Origin of the sequence: Bordetella genomosp. 13 (assembly GCF_002119665.1) — a bacterium.
Lineage (GTDB): Bacteria > Pseudomonadota > Gammaproteobacteria > Burkholderiales > Burkholderiaceae_B > Bordetella.
Genome location: NZ_CP021111.1, coordinates 184,406 through 206,408, shown reverse-complemented (window position 1 = coordinate 206,408; position 22,003 = coordinate 184,406). Strand labels below are relative to the sequence as shown.

Genomic DNA, 22,003 nt, shown 5'->3' with positions numbered 1-22,003 from the left:
GCGGACATTCAGCGCCCCGTGGCCTGCTGCGCGCCCTTCGCCAGGGCGCGCAGTTCCGTCACGGGAACGTGGAAAGCCTGGCTCGATCGCAGCCGCTCCGCCGCGAAATCGATGAAGCGCCGCACCCGCGAGGGCATGTCGCTTCTTTGCGCATAGAACAGGTGCAGGCCCATGCGGTCGCTGGTATGCCGCACCAGCAGCGGCACCAGGACGCCCGACCGTATGGGTTCCGTCGCGTTGATGCTGTCGATCTGGCCGATGCCCATGCCGCTGATCACCGCGTGCATCTCGGCCTCGGGATCGCTGCAGCACACCCGGTAGTTCATGGACCGATACACGGTCTCGCCCTGGACATGGAACTCCCACGGCATGGGCCGGGGTGCGCCGGGCTGCCGATACCCCACGCAGCTGTGCCTGGCCAGATCCTCGATGCTGTCCGGCGCGCCATGTTCGGCGAGATAGCCCGGCGTCGCGCAGACGATGAGCTGGATGGGAAAGAGCTGCCGGGAGACGACCTGGACCGTCGGAGCGTTGCCTGCCTTGAAGCCGAGATCGATGCGTTCGCCTACCGTATCGGTCGCGCGGTCTTCCAGGACGAGGTCGAACGTCACGGCCCCATGCGTCCGGCTGAATTCGGCGAGCACCGGCATCAACACCTTGCGGCCCACCGCGCCGCCGGCGCTGATGCGGATCAGCCCTTCATCGTCGCGCGCCGCGCTCTTGACCTTGTTCAGCGCGCTGGTCACTCCTTCGAGGCTTTCGCGCACCGAATCGAAAAGGCGCTGGCCTTCCTCGGTGAGCGAGCTTTTGCGCGTGGTGCGATGGAACAGCCGGACGCCCAGATGACGTTCCAGCTGGCGGATGTTCTTGCTGACGGCCTGGGGCGTCGTGCCCTGGACCTGGGCCGCCCTGTTGAAACTGCCCAGCTCGGCAGCCCGGATGAAGGTAGAGATCGCGCGAAGTTCGTCCAAGGTCGCTCGGAAAAGTCACCAGCGTTGATAATGACGGCGAGGGCGCCAGCCCGTGCGGATTTTACCGGCACGGCCTGCGTACCGGCCGGGACCGATCGCTACACGGTGCTCGCTGCGCGGTACGACAAGCCCGGCCGCCCCCGCTTCAAGGAGACACTCTATATGCATGCCCCACGTTACCTTCTGGCCGGCCTAGTGGCCGCCGCCTCGCTGCTCGGCGCCGCCGCCCAGGCCCAATCGAGCGACAATTGGCCCAGCAAACCCATCACCATGGTCGTGCCGTACGCCCCCGGCGGCTTCGCCGACACCCGGGTGCGCCTGCTGGCCCGCAAGCTGAGCGATTCGCTGGGCCAGCCGGTGGTCATCGAGAACAAGGCCGGGGCCGGCGGCGTGATCGGCACGAACCTGATCGCCAAGGCATCGCCGGACGGCTACACCATCGGCACCGGCAACCTGGCGCCCATGGCGGTCAACCCGACGCTGATGAAGGACATTCCCTACGACGCGCGCAAGGACCTGGCGCCCGTCATCCTGATCGAGAACAGTCCTTTGGTGCTGAGCGTCAGCAATACCGTGCCGGTGACGAATCTGCAGGAGCTGATCGCCATGGCCCGGAAAGACCCCGGCAAGCTCACGTTCGGATCGTCCGGCGTGGGCGGCGCGCACCACCTGTCGGGCGAGATGTTCCGCGAGCAGGCCGGCATCGACATCGTGCACGTGCCGTACAAGGGCGGCAGCCTGGCGGCCACGGACCTGATGGGCGGCCACCTGACCATGATGTTCGAGATGGGCTATTCGGCGCTGCCCGCCATCCGCGGGAAGAAGATCCATCCCATCGCGGTCACCTCGGCCAAGCGCCTGGACGTGCTGCCCGACCTGCCCACCATGGCCGAGGCCGGACTGCCGGGATTCGAGTCGTATAACTGGCAAGGCATCGTCGCCCCGGCCGGCACGCCCGCGCCCATCATCGCCAAGCTGAACGCCGAGTTCAACCGCATCCTGCAGGAGCCCGACGTGAAGAAGGCCATCGCCGACACCGGCAGCCAGGCCGGCGGCGGCACGCCCGAGGAATTCGGCGCGTTCATCGCCAGCGAGACCGAGAAATGGGCAAAGGTCATCAAGGACGGCAACATCTCGCTGCAGTAGCGGGGACGAGGGCGGACGCGCGCAAGCCGCGCCGCCCTTTAACGCCGTTTTAAAGCGCTGCGGCTAGGCTCGAAACCGTCCGCGCAGCCGGCCGCCCGGCCGTACGCATTTTGTCACCGTTCCATTATCGACACGTTTGCCGGGCGGTTCCGAGGTACCGGCTACAATGGCGCTCGCCATGGCCGGGCCAGCGCCACGCGGCCCCGCAAAACCCATATTGCCTATGCCCCCTTCGATCCGCAGCAGTTCGGAACTTGTCCTGTCCCTGAAAAATGTGGACCTGGGCTACGGAGACTTCACCGTCCTCCGCGACATCAGCATGCAGGTGCATGCGGGTCAGGTGGTGGCGGTCATGGGCGGTTCCGGCTCGGGCAAGACCACACTGCTGCGGGCGGCCACCGGCCAGATCTCGCCCCGGTCGGGCTCGGTCCAGGTATTCGGCCAGGAACTCGCCGGCCTACCCGCCGCGCGCCTGCAGGAGCTGCGCAAGCGCATGGGCGTGCTGTTCCAGCAGGGCGCGCTGTTCACCGATCTCGACGTGTTCGAGAACGTGGCGTTTCCGCTGCGCGAACACACCACGCTGGGCGAAGGCCAGATTCTCGAGAAGGTCCTGGAAAAGCTGGAAGCGGTCGGCCTGCGCACCGCCGCGCATCTGCGGGTATCGGAAATCTCCGGCGGCATGGCGCGGCGCGTGGCGCTGGCCCGCGCCGTCGTGCTCGAGCCCGAACTCATCCTGTACGACGAGCCCTTCGCCGGACTGGACCCCATCTCGCTGGGCATCACCGCCCGCCTGATCCGCGACCTGTCCGACCGGCTGGGATGCGCCTCGGTGCTGATCACGCACGACATCCAGGAATCCTTCGCCATCGCCGACCAGGTCTATCTGGTGGGACAGGGACGCCTGAAGGCGTCGGGCGAACCGGCCAGCCTGGCCGCCTCGCAGGATGCCTACGTGCGCCAGTTCCTGGACGGCGCCCCCGACGGGCCGGTCGCATTCCACTATCCCGACACTCCCGCGTTCGAGGCGTGGCTGGCGCGGCAGCGCAAAGGCAACCCATGAGCAACCCCATCAGCGCCGTCGGCGGCTGGGCGCACGACGTCATCAGCGGCGTCGGCTACTTCACGCGTTTTCTGTGCGCACTCGTGGCGCGCAGCGGCATCGCCCTGCGCCGCCCCCGGCTGGTCTCCCAGCAGGTGCACTTCATCGGCAATTACTCGCTGCTGATCATCGCCGTATCGGGCATGTTCGTCGGTTTCGTGCTGGGGCTGCAGGGCTACTACACGCTCAACCGCTACGGCTCCGAAGAAGCGCTGGGCCTGCTGGTGGCGCTGTCCCTGGTGCGCGAACTGGGCCCCGTGGTCACGGCGCTGCTGTTCGCCGGCCGGGCCGGCACCTCGCTTACGGCAGAAATCGGCCTGATGAAGGCGGGCGAGCAGATCGCGGCCATGGAGGTCATGGCGGTCGATCCCATGCGGCGCGTGCTGGTGCCGCGTTTCTGGGGCGGCATCATCGCCATGCCCATCCTGGCCGCCGTATTCTCCATGGTGGGCATCCTGGGCGGCTGGGTGGTCGGCGTGCTGCTCATCGGCGTGGACGCCGGGGCGTTCTGGTCGCAGATGCAAAGCGGCGTGGACGTCTGGAAGGACGTGGCCAACGGCGTGCTGAAGAGCCTGGTGTTCGGCATCACGGTCACCCTGGTCTCGCTGTACGAGGGCTGGCAGGCCCGGCCCACGCCCGAAGGCGTGGCGCGCGCCACCACCCGCACGGTCGTGGTGGGCTCGCTGGCAGTGCTGGGCCTGGACTTCCTGCTCACCGCGCTGATGTTTGGCGACTGAACGTTTGGCAACTGAACTTACGGATTCCCCGATATGTCTCGTGCAAGAACCGATTTCTGGGTAGGGTTGTTCGTGCTGCTGGGTGCGGCCGCGCTGGTCTTCCTGGCCCTGCGGGCCGGCAATCTCAGCAGTTTCTCTTTCGCGCCCACCTACCAGCTGACGGCCGACTTCGACAACATCGGCGGGCTGAAGGTGCGCGCGCCGGTGAAAAGCGCCGGCGTGGTGGTGGGCCGGGTGTCGAGCATCGGCTTCGACAACCAGACCTTCCAGGCGGTGGTCACCCTCGACATGGACACCGGCTTCCAGTTCCCCAAGGATTCGTCCGCGTCCATCCTGACCTCGGGCCTGCTGGGCGAACAATACCTGGGCATTGTCCCTGGCGCGGAAGAGGAGAATTTTGCGGACGGGGGCAAAATCCGCTATACACAAAGCGCTGTCGTGCTGGAGCAGTTGATCAGCAAATTCCTTTACGGCACCGCCGAACGACAGGGTGAGGCGCCGCCCCCCGCTACGCAGTCGCCCGCTCCACAGAACTGATCGCTCCGGCCGCGCCCGCCGATGCCAACGGCGGGCCAGCGAGATCCAAGAAAAACCGAAGAACCCGACGCTGTGACCATGACCCGAACCTCCTATTCCCGCTTTGCCGCCGCCGCCCTAGCCACCGCCGCGCTGGCCGGCTGCGCCACCCCCAAGAGTCCGGATCCGCGGGACCCATGGGAGGGCTTCAACCGCGGCGTCTACCAGTTCAACGACACCGTCGACCGGGCCCTGTTCAAGCCGGTCGCGCAGGCGTACGACTACGTCACGCCCGATCCGGTGCAGAGCTGCGTGCACAACATGTTCAGCAACCTGGGCGACGTCTGGTCCGCGGCCAACAGCATGCTGCAGGGCCGCGGTCACGATTTCGTCAACACGCTGGGCCGCTTCCTGTTCAACACCACCATGGGCGTGGGGGGCTGTTTCGACGTGGCATCGGCCAACGGCGCGCGCAAGATCCCCAACGACTTCGGTGTCACGCTGGGCGTGTGGGGCTTCGACCAGGGTCCGTACCTGGTGCTGCCCATCCTGGGCGCCAGCTCGGTGCGCGACGGCCTGGGCCGCGTCGTCGACGTGACCGGGAACGTTGTGTCGGTCCGCGAGATCGAAAACGTACGCCTGCGCAATTCGCTGTGGGGCCTCGAGATCATCGACACGCGGGCCAGCCTGCTGACGGCCACGGATACCGTGGATCGTGTCGCCCTCGATCCCTACAGCTTCGTGCGGGACGCGTACCTGCAACGCCGTGCCGCGCAGGTGCGGGGGGCCCGGCCGGGCGGCGACTCCGACCTGCCGGACTACAGCATCGACGAAGACGCCGGCGCGGGCGCCGACACGGTGCCCGCGCCGGTGCCCGCGTCGGTGAAGTAACACCCGGGCGGCTTGCCGCCCGCAACCAGGAGTATCCATGTCGCTTTCTCTTCCCCGCCTGATGCAGCGCCTGTTCCTGGCCTGCACCCTGCTCGTCGCCGCGGCCGCGCAGGCCCAGGGCACCGGCAAGCCCGATCCCAACGGCGCCCCCGACCAATTCGTGCTGGCCGCCGCCAACCAGGCGCTGGCCGTGCTGAAATCCGACAACCACGTGAAGTCCGGCGACCTGACCCGCATCAACCAGGTGGTGGACCAGTACGTCCTGCCGTACGTCGACTTCCAGAAGACCACCCGCCTGGCGGCTGGCCGCTACTGGCGCCAGGCCACGCCGCAGCAGCGCACCGCGCTGGCCGACGCGTTCCGCGGCACGCTCATCCGCACCTACAGCGGCGCGCTGGCCAATGTCGACAACAACACCACCATCAACCTGCTGCCGTTCCGTGGCGACGCCAAATCGGACGACGTGGTCGTGCGCTCGACCATCAGCCAGTCCAATGGCCAACCGGTCCAGGTCGACTATCGCCTGGGCAAGGAGGCGCAAGGCTGGCGCATCTATGACCTGAACGTCGAAGGCATCTGGCTGATCGAGAACTACCGCAACCAGTTCGCGCAGCAGATCAACCAGAACGGCATCGACGGCCTCATCGCCGCCCTGAATCAGCGCAACCGCTGAGGAGGGCGCGTCCACGACGCGCAGGCGCGCCGCCCTCGGGCGGCGCTTTCTTTATAATGGACGGCTTGCCCAGGCCACTTCCCCGGCCCGATCCGCCTTATGCCAGCCGTCAGCCTCGACCACGTCTCAAAGATCTACGCCGCGCGCCCGCGCGGCTGGAAGAAGTTGCTCGGCCGCCCCGCGGGGCCAGGCTTCCAGGCCCTGGATGACGTCAGCCTGCACGTCGAGCACGGCGAGTTCTTCGGTCTGCTGGGTCCCAACGGCGCGGGCAAGACCACCATGATCTCCATCCTGGCCGGGCTGGCGCACGCCACGCAGGGCCGCGCCAGCGTGTGCGGCTACGACGTGGTGGCCGACTACAAGGCGGCGCGCCGCTCGCTGGGCGTGGTGCCGCAGGAACTGGTGTACGACCCGTTCTTCACGGTGCGCGAAACTCTGCGCATCCAGTCCGGCTATTTCGGCCTGCGCCGCAACGACGACTGGATCGACGAGATCCTGTACAACCTGGGCCTGGCCGACAAGGCCGACAACAACATGCGCGCCCTGTCCGGCGGCATGAAGCGCCGCGTGCTGGTGGCGCAGGCGCTGGTGCACCGCCCGCCGGTCATCGTGCTGGACGAGCCCACCGCCGGCGTCGACGTCGACCTGCGCCGCACCCTGTGGGAATTCATCTCGCGCCTGAACCGCGCCGGCCACACCATCATGCTGACCACGCACTACCTCGAAGAAGCCGAGGCGCTGTGCGGCCGCATCGCCATGCTCAAGGGCGGGCGCATCGTGGCGCTGGACACCACGCAGGCGCTGCTGGCCCGTGTCGGCGGCGTCGACCTCGAAGACGCCTTCGTGCGCATCATGCACCAGGACGATCCGGCCCGGCCCGTCACCGCCCTGCCTCCCGAAGGATTGACCACGTGACCGCGCCCGTGCCCTCGCAACCGCTGGTCCAGCCGCGCCTGGACGCAGGCTCGGGCTTTCCGACCCTGCTGCGCAAAGAACTCCTGCGCTTCTGGAAAGTCAGCTTCCAGACCATCGCCGCCCCCGTCATCACGGCGCTGCTGTACCTGCTGGTGTTCGCCCACGTGCTCGAAGACCGCGTGGTGGTGTATGGCACCGTGCCCTACACGGCCTTCCTCATCCCCGGGCTGATGATGATGAGCATGCTGCAGAACGCCTTCGCCAACCCGTCGTCGTCGCTCATTCAAAGCCGCATCACCGGCAACCTGGTCTTCGTGCTGCTGCCGCCGCTGTCGCACCGCGAGATCTTCTCGGCCTACGTGCTGGCCGCGGTCGCGCGCGGCCTGGCGGTGGGCCTCTGCGTATGGCTGGTAGCGCTGTACTTCGTGCGGCTGATGCCGGCGCATCCCGGGTGGGTGCTGGTGTTCGCGGCGCTGGCCTGCGGCATCATGGGCGTGCTGGGCCTGGTCGCAGGGCTGTGGTCCGAGAAGTTCGACCAGCTCGCGGCCTTCCAGAATTTCCTCATCATGCCGGCCACCTTCCTGTCCGGCGTGTTCTACTCCATTCATACCCTGCCGCCCTTCTGGCAGGCGGTGTCGCACTGGAATCCCATCTTCTACACCATCGACGGCTTCCGCTACGGCTTCTTCTCCGTTTCCGACGTCTCGCCCTGGCGCAGCCTGGCAGTCGTCGCCGCGGTATTCGCCGCGCTGTCGATGTATGCGCTGCGCCTGCTGGCCAGCGGCTACAAACTCAGGAATTGACCCCATGCTTCCCACCCCGCAACAGGTGCGCGACTACATCGCCCAGGGGCTGCCCTGCGAGCATCTCGACGTGCAGGGCGACGGCTCGCATTTCGATGCCGTCATCGTCAGCACCGCTTTCGAAGGCAAGCGCCTGATCGCGCGCCACCAGCTGGTCTACGCCGCGCTGGGCGACCGCATGAAGGCCGAGATCCACGCGCTGTCGATGCGCACCCTCACTCCAGGCGAATACGCCAAGGCAGGCGCCTGATGGACAAGCTGCGCATTACCGGCGGCAATCCGCTGCACGGCGAAGTCACCATCTCGGGCGCCAAGAATGCGGCCCTGCCCATCCTCTGCGCGGGCCTGCTGACCGCGGACGCCGTACAGCTGCACAACGTGCCGCGCCTGAACGACATCCACACCACCCTGAAGCTGCTGCGCCTGATGGGCGTGCGCGCCGAGCGCGACGAGAACGGCGGCGCGGTGGTGCAGGCGGACAAGGTCGAGAAGGTCGAGGCGCCGTACGAACTGGTCAAGACCATGCGCGCCTCGGTGCTGGTGCTGGGTCCGCTGCTGGCGCGCTTCGGCGAGGCGCGCGTCAGCCTGCCGGGCGGCTGCGGCATCGGCCAGCGCCCGGTCGACCAGCACATCAAGGGCATGGCGGCGCTGGGCGCCGACATCAGCATCGAACACGGCTTCATCGTGGCGCGCGCCAAGCGCCTGAAGGGCGCTTCCATCCGCACCGACATGGTCACCGTCACCGGCACCGAGAACCTGCTGATGGCGGCCGTGCTGGCCGAGGGCCGGACCGTGCTGGAAAACGCGGCGCGCGAGCCCGAGGTCGTCGACCTGGCCGAGCTGCTCATCAAGATGGGCGCCAACATCCAGGGCCACGGCACCGACCGCATCGTCATCGAGGGCGTCGAGCGGCTGCACGGGGCCGAGCACAGCGTCATTCCCGACCGCATCGAGGCCGGCACGTTCCTGTGCGCGGTGGGCGCCACGGGGGGCGACATCACGCTGCGCAACGCCGCGCCCGAGACCATGGGCGCCACTCTGGACAAGCTGGTCGAGGCCGGCGTGCAGATCGAGACCGGCCCGGACTGGATCCGCGGCGTGATGCAGGGCCGCCCGCGCGCCGTGGGCGTGCGCACCCACGAATATCCGGGCTTCGCCACCGACATGCAGGCGCAGCTGATGGCGCTCGACACGGTCGCCGAAGGCACCGCCGTCATCGTCGAGAACATCTTCGAGAACCGCTACATGCACGTGCAGGAACTGCGCCGCATGGGCGCCGAGATCGACATCGACGGCCACACGGCCGTGGTGCGCGGCGTGAAGCGCCTGTCGGGCGCCGCCGTCATGGCCACCGACCTGCGCGCCTCGGCCAGCCTGGTCATCGCCGGCCTCGCCGCCGAGGGCGACACCGTGGTGGACCGCGTCTATCACCTGGACCGCGGCTACGACCGCATGGAAATCAAACTGCGCGCCCTGGGCGCGCGCATCGAGCGCCTGGACGGCAAGGAAGCGAAACAATGATGGCCCCCGGTTCGCCGCTGACCCTGGCGCTTTCCAAGGGTCGCATCTTCGAGGAAACCCTGCCGCTGCTGGCCGAGGCCGGCATCCAGGTGGGAGAGAACCCCGAAAGCTCGCGCAAGCTGATCCTGCCGACCAGCGATCCCGGCCTGCGCCTGATCATCGTGCGGGCCAGCGACGTGCCCACCTATGTGCAGTACGGCGCGGCCGACCTGGGCATCGCGGGCAAGGACGTCCTGCTCGAGCACGCCGACCAGCAGCCCGGCCGCCTGTACCAGCCGATCGATCTCGACATCGCGCGCTGCCGCCTGTGCGTGGCCGTGCGCAACGGCTTCGACTACCAGGCCGCCGTGCGCCAGGGCGCGCGCCTGCGCGTGGCCACCAAGTACGTGCGCGCGGCGCGCGAGCACTTCGCCAGCAAGGGCGTGTACGCCGACATCATCAAGCTGTACGGCTCGATGGAACTGGCGCCGCTGGTCGGGCTGGCCGACTGTATCGTCGACCTGGTGTCCACCGGCAGCACGCTGCGCGCCAACGACCTGGTCGCCGTGGAAGACATCATGCCGATCTCTTCGCGCCTGATCGTCAACCAGGCGGCCCTGAAGACGCGCGGCGAGCGCCTGCAGCCCCTGCTGGACGCCTTCGAGCGCGCCACGGCCCGCAACGCCTAGCATGCCGCTTCATTCCGCCGCGCCTGGCGCGCGGCCTCCTTGCAGTACCATGACGCCATGGCCTTGATCAATCGTCTCGATTCCCGCGATCCCGGGTTCTCTTCCGCCCTGTCCAAGCTGCTCGCCTTCGAGGCCGGCGAGGACGAATCCATCGACCGCGCCGCCGCCGGCATCCTGGCCGACGTGCGCAGCCGCGGCGACGCCGCGCTGCTCGAGTACACCCACCGCTTCGACCGCGTGCCGGCGGAGTCGGTGCAGGCCCTCGAAATTCCCAAGTCCGAGTGGCAGGCCGCCCTGGCCGCGCTGCCGGCCGCTCAGCGCAACGCGCTCGAAGCCGCCGCCGACCGCGTGCGCGCCTACCACGAACGCCAGCGCGGCGAGACCTGGACCTACACCGAAGTGGACGGCACCATGCTGGGCCAGCAGATCACGCCGCTGGACCGCGTGGGCCTGTACGTGCCGGGCGGCAAGGCCGCGTATCCGTCGTCGGTGCTGATGAACGCCATTCCGGCCAAGGTGGCCGGCGTGCCCGAAGTCGTCATGGTCACGCCCACGCCCGACGGTGTGCGCAACCCCATCGTGCTGGCCGCGGCCGCCATCGGCGGCGTGGACCGCGCTTTCGCCATCGGCGGCGCGCAGGCGGTCGGCGCACTGGCCTACGGCACGGCCACCGTGCCCGCCGTGGACAAGATCGTGGGGCCGGGCAACGCCTACGTCGCCGCCGCCAAGCGCCGCGTGTTCGGCGTGGTCGGCATCGACATGATCGCCGGGCCCAGCGAGATCCTGGTCATCTGCGACGGCAAGACGCCCGCCGACTGGATCGCCATGGACCTGTTCTCGCAGGCCGAACACGACGAGCTGGCGCAGTCCATCCTGCTGTGCCCGGACGCCGCCTTCATCGACGAGGTCGAGGCCGCCATCGCGCGCCTGTTGCCCACCATGCCGCGCGTGGACATCCTGCGCGCCAGCCTGGCCAACCGCGGCGCGCTGATCCTGGTGCGCGACCTCGAAGAAGCCTGTGCCATCGCCAACGACATCGCGCCCGAGCACCTCGAGATCTCCACCGAGCAGCCCGAGACGTGGACCGCGAAGATCCGCCATGCCGGCGCCATCTTCATGGGCCGCTACAGCTCCGAGGCGCTGGGTGACTATTGCGCCGGCCCCAACCACGTCCTGCCCACCTCGCGCACCGCGCGCTTCTCGTCGCCGCTGGGCGTGTACGACTTCCAGAAGCGCTCCAGCCTGATCCAGGTGTCGCGCCAGGGCGCGCAGACGCTGGGCAAGATCGCGGCCGAACTGGCGCTGGGCGAAGGCCTGCAGGCGCACGCCGCCAGCGCGCAGTACCGGCTCGACCAGGAATGACTTCCAACGACTCCGCGGACGGCCGCATCGCGCAGACGGTGCGGGCCCACGTCCGCGCGCAGCAGGCCTATGCGGTGCCCGACGCCACCGGCTTCATCAAGCTAGACGCGATGGAGTCGCCTTATGCGCTGCCCGACGAGGTGCGCGCGGAAGTCGCGCGCGCCGTGGCGGCCGCACCGCTGAACCGCTATCCCGAGGGCAATCTGTCGGCGCTGCGCGCGCTGGTCCGGCAGGCCTTCGGCGTGCCGGCCGAGGCCGGCCTGCTGTTCGGCAACGGCTCGGACGAACTGATCCACCTGGTCATCCAGGCCTGTTGCGAACCGGGCGACACGGTGCTGTCGCCCTGGCCGTCGTTCGTGTATTTCGACATCACGGCGCGCCTGTCGCACGCGCGCTTCGTCGGCGTGCCCCTGACGGCGGAATTGGGTCTGGACCTGCCCGCCATGCTGGCCGCCATCGCGCAGCACCGCCCCAAGGTGGTGTTCCTGGCGCTGCCCAACAACCCCACCGGCGGTCTGTGGCGCGACGAGGACGTGCAGGCCATTCTGGACGCCGCCCCCGGCCTGGTCGTGCTGGACGAGGCCTACCAACCCTTCGCCGGCAGCACCTGGATGCCGCGCGCGGCCGACCTGCCCAACGCCGTCGTGCTGCGCACGGTGTCCAAGATCGGCCTGGCCGGGCTGCGCTTCGGCTACCTGGCCGGCCCGGCCGCGTGGACGGAACAGATCGACAAGGTGCGCCCGCCGTACAACCTGGGCGTACTGGTGCAGGCGGCGCTGCACGCCGTGCTGCCGCACAAGCCGCTGCTGGACGAACAGGCCGCGCGGCTGCGTGCCGACCGCGGCCCGCTGGCGGCCGCCCTGGCCGCACTGCCTGGCGTACGGGTGCACGACAGCGCCGCAAACTTCCTGCTGGTGCGCTTTTCCGGCGCGAAAGACGCGAACGCCGTGCATCTCGAACTGAAAACGCGCAAAATACTGGTAAAAAACTTCTCGTCGATGCATCCGCTGCTCAGCGGCTGCCTGCGCATCTCGATAGGCGCTCCCGACGAGAACGCGGCCTTGCTGGCCGCCCTGCACGACATCCTGAGTACTTGACATGCGCACCGCAGAAATCACCCGCAACACCAACGAGACGCGCATCCGCGTCGCGATCAACCTCGACGGCACGGGCAAGCAGAGCATCGCCACGGGCGTGCCTTTTCTCGACCACATGCTGGACCAGATCGCGCGCCATGGCCTCGTCGACCTGGACATCCAGTGCGAGGGCGACCTGCACATCGACGACCACCACACCGTCGAGGATGTCGGCATCACGCTGGGCATGGCCATCGCCAAGGCCATCGGCGACAAGAAAGGCCTGCGCCGCTACGGGCACGCCTACGTGCCGCTGGACGAGGCCCTGTCGCGGGTGGTCATCGACTTCTCCGGCCGTCCGGGCCTGGAATACCACATCGACTTCACGCGCGCGCGCATCGGCACCTTCGACGTCGACCTGACGCGCGAGTTCTTCCAAGGCCTGGTGAATCACGCCCTGATGACGCTGCACATCGACAACCTGCGCGGCTTCAACGCCCACCATCAGTGCGAAACGGTCTTCAAGGCCTTCGGCCGCGCGCTTCGCATGGCCGCCGAGGTCGACCCGCGCATGGCCGGCGTGGTGCCGTCCACCAAGGGCGTGCTGTAACGCGCCCCCGCGCCCGCCGCCCATCCCCGACTTCCACCGTACGCAACTGAACCCGTGAGCACTATCGCCATCGTCGACTACGGAATGGGCAACTTCCATTCCGTGGCGCGCGCCCTGAAGTACGCGGCGCCCGACGCCGACATCCGCATCTGCAACCAGGCCGCCGACATCGACGCCGCCGACCGCGTCGTATTTCCCGGCCAGGGCGCCATGCCCGACTGCATGCGCACCCTGAACGAGTCGGGGCTGCGCGATGCCGTGCTGCGCGCCGCTCGCGACAAGCCGCTGCTTGGCGTCTGCGTGGGCGAGCAGATGCTGTTCGACCTGAGCGAAGAGGGGGACACGCCCTGCCTGTCGGTGTTCCCCGGCACGGTGCGCCGCTTCGCGGGCCCGCAGTTCGCCGCGCCGGTCACGGGCGAAGGCGAGGGCAGCGCCGCCCCCGATGCGCGCGAACACCTGAAAGTGCCGCACATGGGCTGGAACCAAGTGCGCCAGACTCGCTCTCATCCGTTATGGGAAGGCATCCCCGACCGGACGCATTTCTACTTCGTGCACAGCTACTACGCGGCGCCGGCCGACCCGGCGCTGACGGTGGGCGAAAGCGACTACGGCCTTGCCTTTACCTGCGCCGTGGCGGCCGCTAACATTTTCGCGGTGCAGTTCCACCCCGAGAAGAGCGCCGAGCATGGTTTGCGGCTGTATCGCAATTTTGTAGACTGGAAACCCTAAAACCGGCCCCGGACGAGCCCCGGACCGGATCTTTCAACCGCTTCATTCAACGCTCGCATATATCCACCACCATGCTGCTGATCCCCGCCATCGACCTCAAAGATGGGCGCTGCGTGCGCCTGCGCCAGGGCGACCTGGACGATGCAACGGTGTTCTCCGAAGACCCTGCCGCCATGGCCAGCCACTGGCTCGAACGAGGCGCGCGCCGCCTGCATCTGGTCGACCTCAACGGCGCCGTCGCGGGCAAGCCTCGCAATGAAGCCCCCATCAAGGCCATCCTGGACGAGATCGGCGGCGACATCCCCGTGCAGATCGGCGGCGGCATCCGCGACCTCGACACCATCGAACGCTATCTCGACGCGGGCATCTCGTACGTCATCATCGGGACGGCGGCGGTGAAGAACCCCGGCTTCCTGCACGACGCCTGCGGCGCGTTTCCCGGCAACATCATCGTCGGCCTGGACGCGCGCGACGGCAAGATCGCCACCGACGGCTGGAGCAAGCTCACGCGCCACGACGTGCTCGATCTCGCCAAGAAGTTCGAGGACTACGGCTGCGAGGCCATCATCTACACCGACATCGGCCGCGACGGCATGCTGTCGGGCGTGAACGTCGAAGCCACCGTGCGCCTAGCGCAGCACGTGCGCATCCCCGTCTACGCCTCCGGCGGCATCGCCGGCATGGCCGACATCGAGGCCCTTTGCGCGGTCGAGTCCGAGGGCGTCGAAGGCGCCATCCTGGGCCGCAGCATCTACGAGGGCGCGCTCGACTTCCAGGCCGCGCAGGCCCGCGCCGACGAACTTGCAAAATGAGCACTTCCAACGCACTTACCCGCAGAATCATCCCCTGCCTGGACGTCACCGCCGGGCGCGTGGTCAAGGGCGTGAATTTCGTCAACCTGGCCGATGCCGGCGATCCCGTCGAGATCGCGCGCCGCTACGACGAACAGGGCGCCGATGAACTCACCTTCCTGGACATCACCGCCACGAGCGACGGCCGCGACCTGATCCTGCCCATCATCGAGCAGGTCGCGTCGCAGGTCTTCATTCCCCTGACGGTGGGCGGCGGCGTGCGCCAGGTCTCCGACGTGCAGCGGCTGCTCAACGCCGGGGCCGACAAGATCAGCATCAACAGCGCGGCCGTGGCCAACCCCGAGCTGGTGCGCGCCGCCGCCGACTATCACGGCTCGCAGTGCATCGTGGTGGCCATCGACGCGCGCCAGGTGGCCACCGCCGACGGCGAGCCTCCGCGCTGGGAAGTGTTCACGCACGGCGGGCGCAAGCCCACCGGGCTGGACGCCGTGGCCTGGGCGCGCCGCATGGCCGCGTATGGCGCGGGCGAGATCCTGCTGACCAGCATGGACCGCGATGGCACCAAGTCGGGCTTCGACTTGGCGCTGACGCGCGCGGTGTCCGATGCGGTGCCGGTGCCCGTCATCGCCTCGGGCGGCGTGGGCAACCTGCAGCACCTGGCCGACGGCGTCACCACCGGCCGCGCCAGCGCCGTGCTGGCCGCCAGCATCTTCCACTTCGGCCAGCACACCGTGGGCGAGTGCAAGCGGTACATGGCCGAGCGGGGCATCACCGTGCGGCTGGATCAACCATGAGGCCCCCTCGATGAACACCTCCCCAGCCTGGATGGCTGAAGTCGTCTTCGACGACAACGGACTCGTTCCCGCCATCGCCCAGGACGCCGAGAACGGCCAGATCCTGATGGTGGCCTGGATGAACAGCGAGGCCCTGGCCGAAACCGCCGCCACCGGCCGCGCCGTCTACTGGTCGCGCTCTCGCCGCCGCCTGTGGCGCAAGGGCGAGGAATCGGGCCACGTGCAGCACGTGCACGACCTGCGCCTGGACTGCGACGGCGACGTCGTGCTGCTGAAGGTCCACCAGGACGGCGGCATCGCCTGCCACACCGGCCGCGCCAGCTGCTTCTTCCGCCGCCTCGAAGGCACGTCCGACCATGCCGAATGGAAAACGGTCGACCCCGTGCTGAAAGACCCCGAGCAGATCTACAAATGACCGACCTCCCAAGCGCCGCAGACATCCTGGCGCGCGTCGCCGACACCATCGACACGCGCCGTCCCGACCGCGGCGGCGATCCCGCGGCGTCGTACGTGGCCAAGCTACTGGCCAAGGGACCGGATTCGTTCCTGAAGAAAATCGGCGAGGAGGCCACCGAGCTGGTGATGGCGGCCAAGGACGGCGTGCCCGACCGTATCGTCGGCGAGACGGCCGACCTCTGGTTTCATTGCTTGGTCATGCTGGCTCACTACAATTTGCGCCCCGAGGACGTACTGGCCGAACTGGCCCGCCGCGAGGGCCTGTCAGGCCTGGAAGAGAAAGCGCGGCGTCCGGCGGACTGAACGGCCATCCGATGAGCAACACCTGTTTTTCCCGCAACACCGTGCAAGGCGACATTCCGGCGAAACACACCCGCCAGGCCGGCGCATTCGCCGGCTCGCGCGGCGACGCCCCGGCACTGCCTGCGCAGTCGACGCCAAACAGGTCGCGCCATCGGGTTTCCCTGCAGTCCGCCAGTCCGGACAGCGCGGCTTCGTTGGGTAAAATGATCGGATTGGTCCCCCGGCTGGCGGCGAACAAGGGCTGCCGGCCCGGGTCCGGAAACGGATTCCGGCTGGCGGCCAATTCCGTCGCGGACGGCGGCCAGGAAGTCCCGCATCTGCATTTCCACATCATCGGCGGCCCGCGGCCCAGGCAACGGCGCGTGGCTGCCACCGCATAAATTCACGGAGAACTTCCATGGGTAGCTTCAGCATCTGGCATTGGTTGATCGTTCTGGTCATCGTGGCGCTCGTGTTCGGCACGAAGAAACTGCGCAACATGGGTTCCGACCTGGGCGGCGCGGTCAAGGGTTTCAAGGACGGCATGAAGGACGCCTCCAGCGAGCCCACCACGCAGGACAAGGTCACGCAGAACCGCGTGTCCGACGACACGATCGACGTGCAGGCCCGCGAAAAGACCAACTCCTGATCCCGTCGGCCTGTCTGCACCACACGCCGGCCGGGCCCTGGGCCTGGCCGTTTCCATTTCCATCAACCAATCGGCTGCCGCATGTTTGATGTGAGCTTCACAGAGCTGCTGATCATCGGCGTCGTCGCGCTGGTGGTCCTTGGTCCCGAGCGTCTGCCCAAGGTGGCACGCACCGTCGGCCATCTGCTGGGCCGCGCGCAGCGCTACGTCAGCGACGTCAAGTCGGACATCCAACGCGAGATCGAGCTCGAGGAACTGCGCAAGTTCAAGGAAAACATGGACACGGCCGCCAGCGAGATGCAGACCTCGCTGCGCGAAACCGAAAGCTCGCTGCGCGCCGATCTCGACGCCACGGCGCGCGAAGCCAAACAGGCAGTAGCCGCCACGGCGCAGAACGCCCAGGCATCGCTGTCCACGGCCGCGCAAGAGGCCAAGGACGCGCTTGCCGAGCCGCAGGCCGCGCCATCGGCCACCGCGCCCGCCGGGCCGACCACCTCGGCCGCCGTGCCGGCCGCGTCCGCCTCCGCCCCCGTGCCCGACGACCACGCCTCGCGCACCATCGCGCCGCCCGTGCCCGCGCCCGCTTCGGAGCCCGCCGCGGCGCCTAAGCAGCATTCACCGTCTTCTACCGGTACCCTCTCGTGAGCCAGGACGCTTCCAACACAGAACCGGAACAGCCCCAGGAAAGCTTCATGTCCCACCTGGTCGAGCTGCGCAGCCGCCTGCTGCGCGCGGCCGGCGCGGTCCTGGCGGTGTTCATCGTGCTGTTCATCTATCCCGGCGCCTCGGCCATCTACGACGTGCTGGCGCAACCCATGCTGGCCTCGCTGCCGCAGGGCACCCGCATGATCGCCACCGGCGTCATCACGCCCTTCATGGTGCCCGTCAAGGTCACCATGATGGCGGCGTTCGTGCTCGCGCTCCCCGTCGTCCTGTACCAGGCCTGGGCTTTCGTGGCGCCGGGCCTGTATCGACACGAAAAGCGGCTTGCCATGCCCCTCATCGTGTCCAGCACGCTGCTGTTCGTGCTGGGCATGGCATTCTGCTACTTCTTCGTGTTCCGCACGGTGTTCCACTTCATCGCCACGTTCGCGCCCGCTTCCATCACGCCGGCGCCGGACATCGAGGCCTATCTCAGCTTCGTGATGAGCATGTTCCTGGCGTTCGGCATCACCTTCGAGGTGCCGGTCGTCGTGGTGCTGCTCGTACGCATGGGCATCGTCGAACTGGCCAAGCTGCGCTCGTGGCGCGGGTATGTGGTGGTGGGCGCCTTCGTCATCGCCGCCGTGGTCACGCCGCCCGACGTCGTCAGCCAGTTCATGCTGGCGGTGCCGCTGTGCCTCTTGTACGAAGTCGGACTGTTGTGCGCCCGCCTGGTCACGCCGCGCGGCACAGGGGACGACCCGGAAACCTCCGATGCCCTGACCGAGCGGCACTGACGCTCGTACGCCGGATGCGCCATGCCGTTGGCGCGCCCAGGTTTTCGCGGCCAGGTCCTGGCAGAAATTAGACCCTTTCACCCTTGCCGCACGGTATGCGCAACCGTACATTGCAAGGATGTCGCTCGCCCACCGCTTGCGCGCCCAGATGCGGTGGCGCGGAATCAAAAGCCAGAACCAGCTGGCGCGCATCTCCGGCGTCCCGCAATCGTCTATCCACCGCATTCTCACGCGCGACGACGGCTACTTTCCCACGCGGCGCACCATCCAGCGCCTGGCGCGGGCGCTGGGCACCACCGCCGCCTGGCTCGAGGGCGATGCCGATGCGGCGCCCGCCTGCACGGCCAACGCTTCCGATGGCTACGATGCCGAGATCCAGGCCCTCATGTCGCGCCTGCCGGCCGATGCGCGCCGCAAGATCGTGGCCGTGGTGCGTCTCATCGCCGGCGATCCGCCGCAGCACTCGTAAGCCTGCCGCGTCATCATGCGGCAGCGCTCATGGGCTTTCTCAGCGCGGCCGCACCGGCCGCGTGCCCACTTTCACCTTCACCGCCACGTTCTTGCCCGCGCGCAGCACATCCAGGGTCGATGTCTCGCCGGGCGGCAGCGCCGCGATCATCGCCAGCATGGCGGCGGTGTCGGTCACCTGCGTGCCGTCGATGCGCCGCACGATATCGCCCACGCGCAGCCCGCTGCGTCCCGCCGGGCCATCGCGCACCACCCCCGCGATGATCACCCCGCGCGTGTCGCGCGGCAGATTGAAGGCCCGCGCCAGCTCGGGCGTGATGTCCTGCGGTTCCACGCCCAGCCAGCCGCGCTTCACGCTGCCGGTGCGGATGATCTCGTCCATCACGCGGCGCGCCCCTTCGATGGGGATGGCGAACCCGATGCCCAGCGACCCGCCCGTTTCGGAATAGATCGCCGTATTGATGCCGACCAGGTTGCCGCGCGCGTCGATCAGCGCGCCGCCCGAATTGCCGGGATTGATGGCAGCGTCGGTCTGGATGAAATTCTCGTAGATGTTGATGCCCAGGCCGTTGCGGCCCAGCGCCGACACGATGCCCTGCGTCGTGGTCTGGCCCACGCCGAACGGATTGCCGATGGCCAGCACCACGTCGCCCACGCGCAGCGCCTGCGTGGCCGCGATCTCGGCCACGGGCAGGTTGCCCAGCTCGCCGGCAAGCTTCAGTACCGCGAGGTCGGTATCCGGATCGGCGCCCACCACCTTGGCCACCACCTTGCGTCCGTCGGCCAGCGCCACCTCGATGGCGTCGGCCGCCTCGACCACGTGATAGTTCGTCAGCACATAGCCGCCCGCGCTGACGATCACACCCGAACCCAGACTGGACGCGGCCTGGCGGCGGCTCATGCCGGGCACCTGTCCGAACAGTTCGCGCAGCACGGGGTCGTCCGGCAGCGGCATCAAGGGCACGTTCACGTGCTTGGACGTGTATACGTTGACGACCCACGGCACTGCCCGCGCGACCGCATCGGCATACGACGGCGGCGGCGCCGGCTGTGCCGCCTGGGGTGCGGTTGGCGGGGCGGCGGGCGGCACGGGCGCGACAGCGGGCGACGTCAGACGCAGCCAGTCGGGTCGCAGCGTGGTCACGACGAATAAAATGGCCAGGCTGACGGTAACGGCCTGGGCGAATATCAGCCAAAGGCGGTGCATGATCCCCACAGGGCTAATGACATGACGAAATCAATCGGGACCCGCGAACTGGCCGACTGGCTGGACGGCACGCTGCAGGCAACGCGGTTCAAAGACTACTGCCCCAACGGCCTCCAGGTCGAGGGCCGCGAGCGCACGGGCCACATTATCACCGGCGTCACGGCTTCCGAGGCGCTGTTGCGCGCAGCCATCGAGCGTAATGCCGATGCCGTGCTGGTCCACCACGGCTGGTTCTGGAAGAACGAGGATCCGCGTGTGCGCGGCCCTCGCCGCACCCGCCTGGCCCTCACGCTGGCGCACGGGCTGAACCTCTTCGCCTACCACCTTCCGCTGGATGCGCATCCTCAGCTGGGCAACAACGCGCAGCTGGCGCGCGTGCTTGGCCTGGAACCCGAACGGGTCGACGGCGCGCCGCGCACCTGTGGCCCCGATGGCCTGGTATGGCTGGGCGCCGCGCCCGGCGTGGCCACACTGGGCGACCTGGCCCGCCGCATCGCCGAACGTCTGGGCCGCGAACCGCTGGTGGTGGGAGATGCGCAACACCCCCTGCGCCGCGTCGCCTGGTGCACCGGCGCCGCGCAGGGCATGCTCGGCGATGCGATCGATGCGGGCGTCGATGCCTACATCACGGGCGAAGCCTCGGAACCCACCGTGCATCTGGCGCGCGAGACCGGCACCGGCTTCATCGGCGCCGGCCATCACGCCACCGAGCGCTATGGCATCCAGGCGCTGGGCGAGGCGGTGGCTCGGCAGTTCGGCATCCGCGTCGACTTCATCGACATCGACAATCCGGTCTGACTCCACGCGGACCGCGGCGCCTGCCACCGACTCAGCGCTTGAGCAGGTCGCGGATCTCGCGCAGCAGGGCGACGTCCTCGGGCGGCGGCACGGGCTTGGCCGGCGCGGGTTCGGCTTCCTGGCGGCGACGCGCCGAATTGATCGCCTTGACCATCAGGAAGATGATGAAGGCCAGCAGGATGAAATTGATCAGGATGGTGACGAAATTGCCCCATGCCAGAACCGTGGCGCCGGCACGCGTGAGATCGGCATACGTCTGCGGGCCGGTGTAGCCCTCGGGCGCCGACAGCACCAGGAACTTGTTGGTGAAGTCCACCGAGCCGCCCACCAGGAAGTTGACCAGCGGCATGATGATGTCCTTCACCATCGAGTCGACGATCTTGCCGAACGCGGCGCCGATGATCACGCCGACGGCCAGGTCGACGACGCTGCCCTTGATGGCGAATTCGCGGAATTCCTGAAAGAAACCTTTGGACGAGCTCATGCTTACTCCTCGAGATGACGTGCCAGAAGAAAGTACCGCCGGGCGCCCCTTCAGCAAGGGCTGTACCCGGTGCGCCCAGGGTACTTGACAGGGATCAACTTATTATGGGCGGTGCGGGATATAATAAGCGGTTGCTGTGTTGTTCCATGATCCGCAGAATCGATTGCAGCCTGAACCTAGCGTATAAGAAAACAGGCGCATCCACTTGGAAGGGAAGAGATGAGTCAGGATACGTTGGTACACGATGACAATGGCGCGGTAGATCCCACTTTGCCGCCCGACCCATCGCGCCGCTTTTGGGTAACAACAGCCTGTGCCGCCGGCGGCGTCGCAGGCGTCGCCGCCGCAGTGCCGTTCGTCAGTACTTTCGCGCCATCCGAGCGGGCCCGCGCGGCGGGCGCCCCGGTCGAAGTCGACATCGCAGACCTCGCTCCCGGGCAGCTGCGAACCGTCGAGTGGCGCGGCAAGCCCGTCTGGATACTGCGCCGCTCCGAAGAGCAGATCAAGGCGCTCGCTTCGCAAGACGCTCAGTTGGCCGATCCCAACTCCGATCGTCCCGGCTACACCCCCGAATACGCCAAGAACACCACCCGCTCGCGCAAACCCGAAATCTTCGTCTGCGTCGGCATCTGTACCCACCTGGGCTGCTCGCCCACCCCCCACCTCGAAACCGGCGGCGCCGGCGGCATGCCCGCCAACTGGGAAGGCGGCTTTCTCTGCCCTTGCCACGGCTCCACCTTCGATCTGGCCGGCCGCGTGTTCCGCAACAAGCCCGCGCCCGACAATCTTGAAGTCCCCCCTTATCAGTACCTGAGCGATACCCGCATCATCGTCGGCGTGGACGAGGACAACAAGGCCTAGCGCCTCGCGCAGCCGCTCGTCCCCCGCGACGCACAG

General features: G+C 68.0%; 29 protein-coding genes. 26 read left to right on the top strand and 3 right to left on the bottom strand.

From position 1 onward, the window contains the following. Positions 1-8: 8 nt before the first annotated feature. Positions 9-971, bottom strand: coding sequence for a LysR family transcriptional regulator (locus CAL15_RS00975; RefSeq protein WP_086076914.1), 963 nt, complete (start codon positions 969-971; stop codon positions 9-11). A gap of 162 nt (positions 972-1,133) precedes the next feature. Between CAL15_RS00975 and CAL15_RS00970 the strand changes: the two genes are divergently transcribed. The 24 genes from CAL15_RS00970 to CAL15_RS00855 all read left to right on the top strand — a co-directional run bounded on the left by CAL15_RS00970 (position 1,134) and on the right by CAL15_RS00855 (position 18,618). Beyond that, complete coding sequence (locus CAL15_RS00970) at positions 1,134-2,117, top strand: tripartite tricarboxylate transporter substrate binding protein (RefSeq protein ID WP_086076913.1); 984 nt, start codon at positions 1,134-1,136, stop codon at positions 2,115-2,117. 223 nt (positions 2,118-2,340) lie between these two features. Further along, entirely contained in the window at positions 2,341-3,177 is an 837-nt protein-coding gene (locus tag CAL15_RS00965) for an ABC transporter ATP-binding protein (RefSeq protein ID WP_086076912.1), read from the top strand. Next, positions 3,174-3,953 (top strand): lipid asymmetry maintenance ABC transporter permease subunit MlaE, encoded by a 780-nt coding sequence (gene mlaE, locus CAL15_RS00960; RefSeq protein WP_086076911.1) that lies wholly within the window; start codon positions 3,174-3,176, stop codon positions 3,951-3,953. Before CAL15_RS00965 ends, mlaE begins: the two co-directional genes overlap by 4 nt. A gap of 33 nt (positions 3,954-3,986) precedes the next feature. After that, a complete protein-coding gene (gene mlaD, locus CAL15_RS00955) occupies positions 3,987-4,490 on the top strand; it encodes an outer membrane lipid asymmetry maintenance protein MlaD (RefSeq protein ID WP_086076910.1) in 504 nt (167 codons plus the stop codon). Positions 4,491-4,568: 78 nt separating this feature from the next. Continuing rightward, on the top strand, positions 4,569-5,360 hold the full coding sequence (locus CAL15_RS00950) for an MlaA family lipoprotein (RefSeq protein ID WP_086076909.1): 792 nt from the start codon (positions 4,569-4,571) through the stop codon (positions 5,358-5,360). 37 nt (positions 5,361-5,397) lie between these two features. Further along, the gene (locus tag CAL15_RS00945) at positions 5,398-6,033 is read left to right on the top strand and encodes an MlaC/ttg2D family ABC transporter substrate-binding protein (protein WP_086076908.1); all 636 of its coding nucleotides are present in this window, start codon (positions 5,398-5,400) and stop codon (positions 6,031-6,033) included. A gap of 99 nt (positions 6,034-6,132) precedes the next feature. Next, positions 6,133-6,948 carry an ABC transporter ATP-binding protein gene (locus tag CAL15_RS00940; protein ID WP_086076907.1) on the top strand — a complete coding sequence of 272 codons (816 nt, stop codon included), beginning with the start codon at positions 6,133-6,135 and terminating at the stop codon, positions 6,946-6,948. After that, positions 6,945-7,751 (top strand): ABC transporter permease, encoded by an 807-nt coding sequence (locus CAL15_RS00935; RefSeq protein ID WP_198299119.1) that lies wholly within the window; start codon positions 6,945-6,947, stop codon positions 7,749-7,751. The genes CAL15_RS00940 and CAL15_RS00935 overlap by 4 nt, the downstream gene beginning before the upstream one ends. Before the next feature lie 4 nt (positions 7,752-7,755). Further along, entirely contained in the window at positions 7,756-8,001 is a 246-nt protein-coding gene (locus CAL15_RS00930; RefSeq protein ID WP_086076906.1) for a BolA family protein, read from the top strand. Next, positions 8,001-9,272 (top strand): UDP-N-acetylglucosamine 1-carboxyvinyltransferase, encoded by a 1,272-nt coding sequence (murA, locus tag CAL15_RS00925; protein WP_086076905.1) that lies wholly within the window; start codon positions 8,001-8,003, stop codon positions 9,270-9,272. The genes CAL15_RS00930 and murA overlap by 1 nt, the downstream gene beginning before the upstream one ends. After that, positions 9,269-9,940, top strand: a complete 672-nt coding sequence (gene hisG / locus CAL15_RS00920) for an ATP phosphoribosyltransferase (protein ID WP_086076904.1) — start codon at positions 9,269-9,271, stop codon at positions 9,938-9,940. The genes murA and hisG overlap by 4 nt, the downstream gene beginning before the upstream one ends. Before the next feature lie 57 nt (positions 9,941-9,997). Further along, positions 9,998-11,302, top strand: a complete 1,305-nt coding sequence (gene hisD, locus CAL15_RS00915) for a histidinol dehydrogenase (protein WP_086080857.1) — start codon at positions 9,998-10,000, stop codon at positions 11,300-11,302. Further along, complete coding sequence (gene hisC / locus CAL15_RS00910) at positions 11,299-12,399, top strand: histidinol-phosphate transaminase (protein WP_086076903.1); 1,101 nt, start codon at positions 11,299-11,301, stop codon at positions 12,397-12,399. The genes hisD and hisC overlap by 4 nt, the downstream gene beginning before the upstream one ends. Before the next feature lies 1 nt (position 12,400). Further along, positions 12,401-12,988 (top strand): imidazoleglycerol-phosphate dehydratase HisB, encoded by a 588-nt coding sequence (gene hisB / locus CAL15_RS00905; RefSeq protein WP_086076902.1) that lies wholly within the window; start codon positions 12,401-12,403, stop codon positions 12,986-12,988. A 54-nt stretch (positions 12,989-13,042) separates the two neighbouring features. Next, the gene (hisH, locus tag CAL15_RS00900; RefSeq protein WP_086076901.1) at positions 13,043-13,717 is read left to right on the top strand and encodes an imidazole glycerol phosphate synthase subunit HisH; all 675 of its coding nucleotides are present in this window, start codon (positions 13,043-13,045) and stop codon (positions 13,715-13,717) included. A gap of 71 nt (positions 13,718-13,788) precedes the next feature. Then, positions 13,789-14,529, top strand: a complete 741-nt coding sequence (gene hisA / locus CAL15_RS00895) for a 1-(5-phosphoribosyl)-5-[(5-phosphoribosylamino)methylideneamino]imidazole-4-carboxamide isomerase (protein WP_086076900.1) — start codon at positions 13,789-13,791, stop codon at positions 14,527-14,529. Next, positions 14,526-15,323, top strand: a complete 798-nt coding sequence (gene hisF / locus CAL15_RS00890) for an imidazole glycerol phosphate synthase subunit HisF (RefSeq protein ID WP_086076899.1) — start codon at positions 14,526-14,528, stop codon at positions 15,321-15,323. The genes hisA and hisF overlap by 4 nt, the downstream gene beginning before the upstream one ends. Before the next feature lie 10 nt (positions 15,324-15,333). Continuing rightward, positions 15,334-15,738, top strand: coding sequence for a phosphoribosyl-AMP cyclohydrolase (gene hisI, locus CAL15_RS00885; protein WP_086076898.1), 405 nt, complete (start codon positions 15,334-15,336; stop codon positions 15,736-15,738). Beyond that, a complete protein-coding gene (locus tag CAL15_RS00880; protein ID WP_086076897.1) occupies positions 15,735-16,082 on the top strand; it encodes a phosphoribosyl-ATP diphosphatase in 348 nt (115 codons plus the stop codon). The genes hisI and CAL15_RS00880 overlap by 4 nt, the downstream gene beginning before the upstream one ends. An 11-nt stretch (positions 16,083-16,093) precedes the next feature. Beyond that, the gene (locus tag CAL15_RS00875; protein ID WP_086076896.1) at positions 16,094-16,462 is read left to right on the top strand and encodes an HIT domain-containing protein; all 369 of its coding nucleotides are present in this window, start codon (positions 16,094-16,096) and stop codon (positions 16,460-16,462) included. A gap of 17 nt (positions 16,463-16,479) precedes the next feature. Further along, positions 16,480-16,710 carry a Sec-independent protein translocase subunit TatA gene (tatA, locus tag CAL15_RS00870; protein WP_086076895.1) on the top strand — a complete coding sequence of 77 codons (231 nt, stop codon included), beginning with the start codon at positions 16,480-16,482 and terminating at the stop codon, positions 16,708-16,710. Between the two features lie 81 nt (positions 16,711-16,791). Further along, entirely contained in the window at positions 16,792-17,355 is a 564-nt protein-coding gene (gene tatB, locus CAL15_RS00865; protein ID WP_086076894.1) for a Sec-independent protein translocase protein TatB, read from the top strand. Beyond that, positions 17,352-18,149, top strand: coding sequence for a twin-arginine translocase subunit TatC (gene tatC / locus CAL15_RS00860; protein ID WP_086076893.1), 798 nt, complete (start codon positions 17,352-17,354; stop codon positions 18,147-18,149). The genes tatB and tatC overlap by 4 nt, the downstream gene beginning before the upstream one ends. Before the next feature lie 118 nt (positions 18,150-18,267). Beyond that, positions 18,268-18,618 carry a helix-turn-helix domain-containing protein gene (locus tag CAL15_RS00855; RefSeq protein WP_086076892.1) on the top strand — a complete coding sequence of 117 codons (351 nt, stop codon included), beginning with the start codon at positions 18,268-18,270 and terminating at the stop codon, positions 18,616-18,618. Between the two features lie 39 nt (positions 18,619-18,657). On the opposite strand, the gene CAL15_RS00850 is transcribed toward CAL15_RS00855, so the two are convergent. Further along, a complete protein-coding gene (locus CAL15_RS00850) occupies positions 18,658-19,824 on the bottom strand; it encodes a trypsin-like peptidase domain-containing protein (protein WP_086076891.1) in 1,167 nt (388 codons plus the stop codon). Between the two features lie 21 nt (positions 19,825-19,845). On the opposite strand from CAL15_RS00850, the gene CAL15_RS00845 reads away from it, so the two are divergent. Further along, positions 19,846-20,622, top strand: a complete 777-nt coding sequence (locus CAL15_RS00845) for a Nif3-like dinuclear metal center hexameric protein (RefSeq protein WP_086076890.1) — start codon at positions 19,846-19,848, stop codon at positions 20,620-20,622. A gap of 31 nt (positions 20,623-20,653) precedes the next feature. On the opposite strand, the gene mscL is transcribed toward CAL15_RS00845, so the two are convergent. Beyond that, positions 20,654-21,106, bottom strand: coding sequence for a large conductance mechanosensitive channel protein MscL (gene mscL / locus CAL15_RS00840; RefSeq protein ID WP_086076889.1), 453 nt, complete (start codon positions 21,104-21,106; stop codon positions 20,654-20,656). 219 nt (positions 21,107-21,325) lie between these two features. Between mscL and petA the strand changes: the two genes are divergently transcribed. Then, positions 21,326-21,967, top strand: coding sequence for a ubiquinol-cytochrome c reductase iron-sulfur subunit (petA, locus tag CAL15_RS00835; protein ID WP_086076888.1), 642 nt, complete (start codon positions 21,326-21,328; stop codon positions 21,965-21,967). The last annotated feature ends 36 nt before the right edge of the window (positions 21,968-22,003 follow it).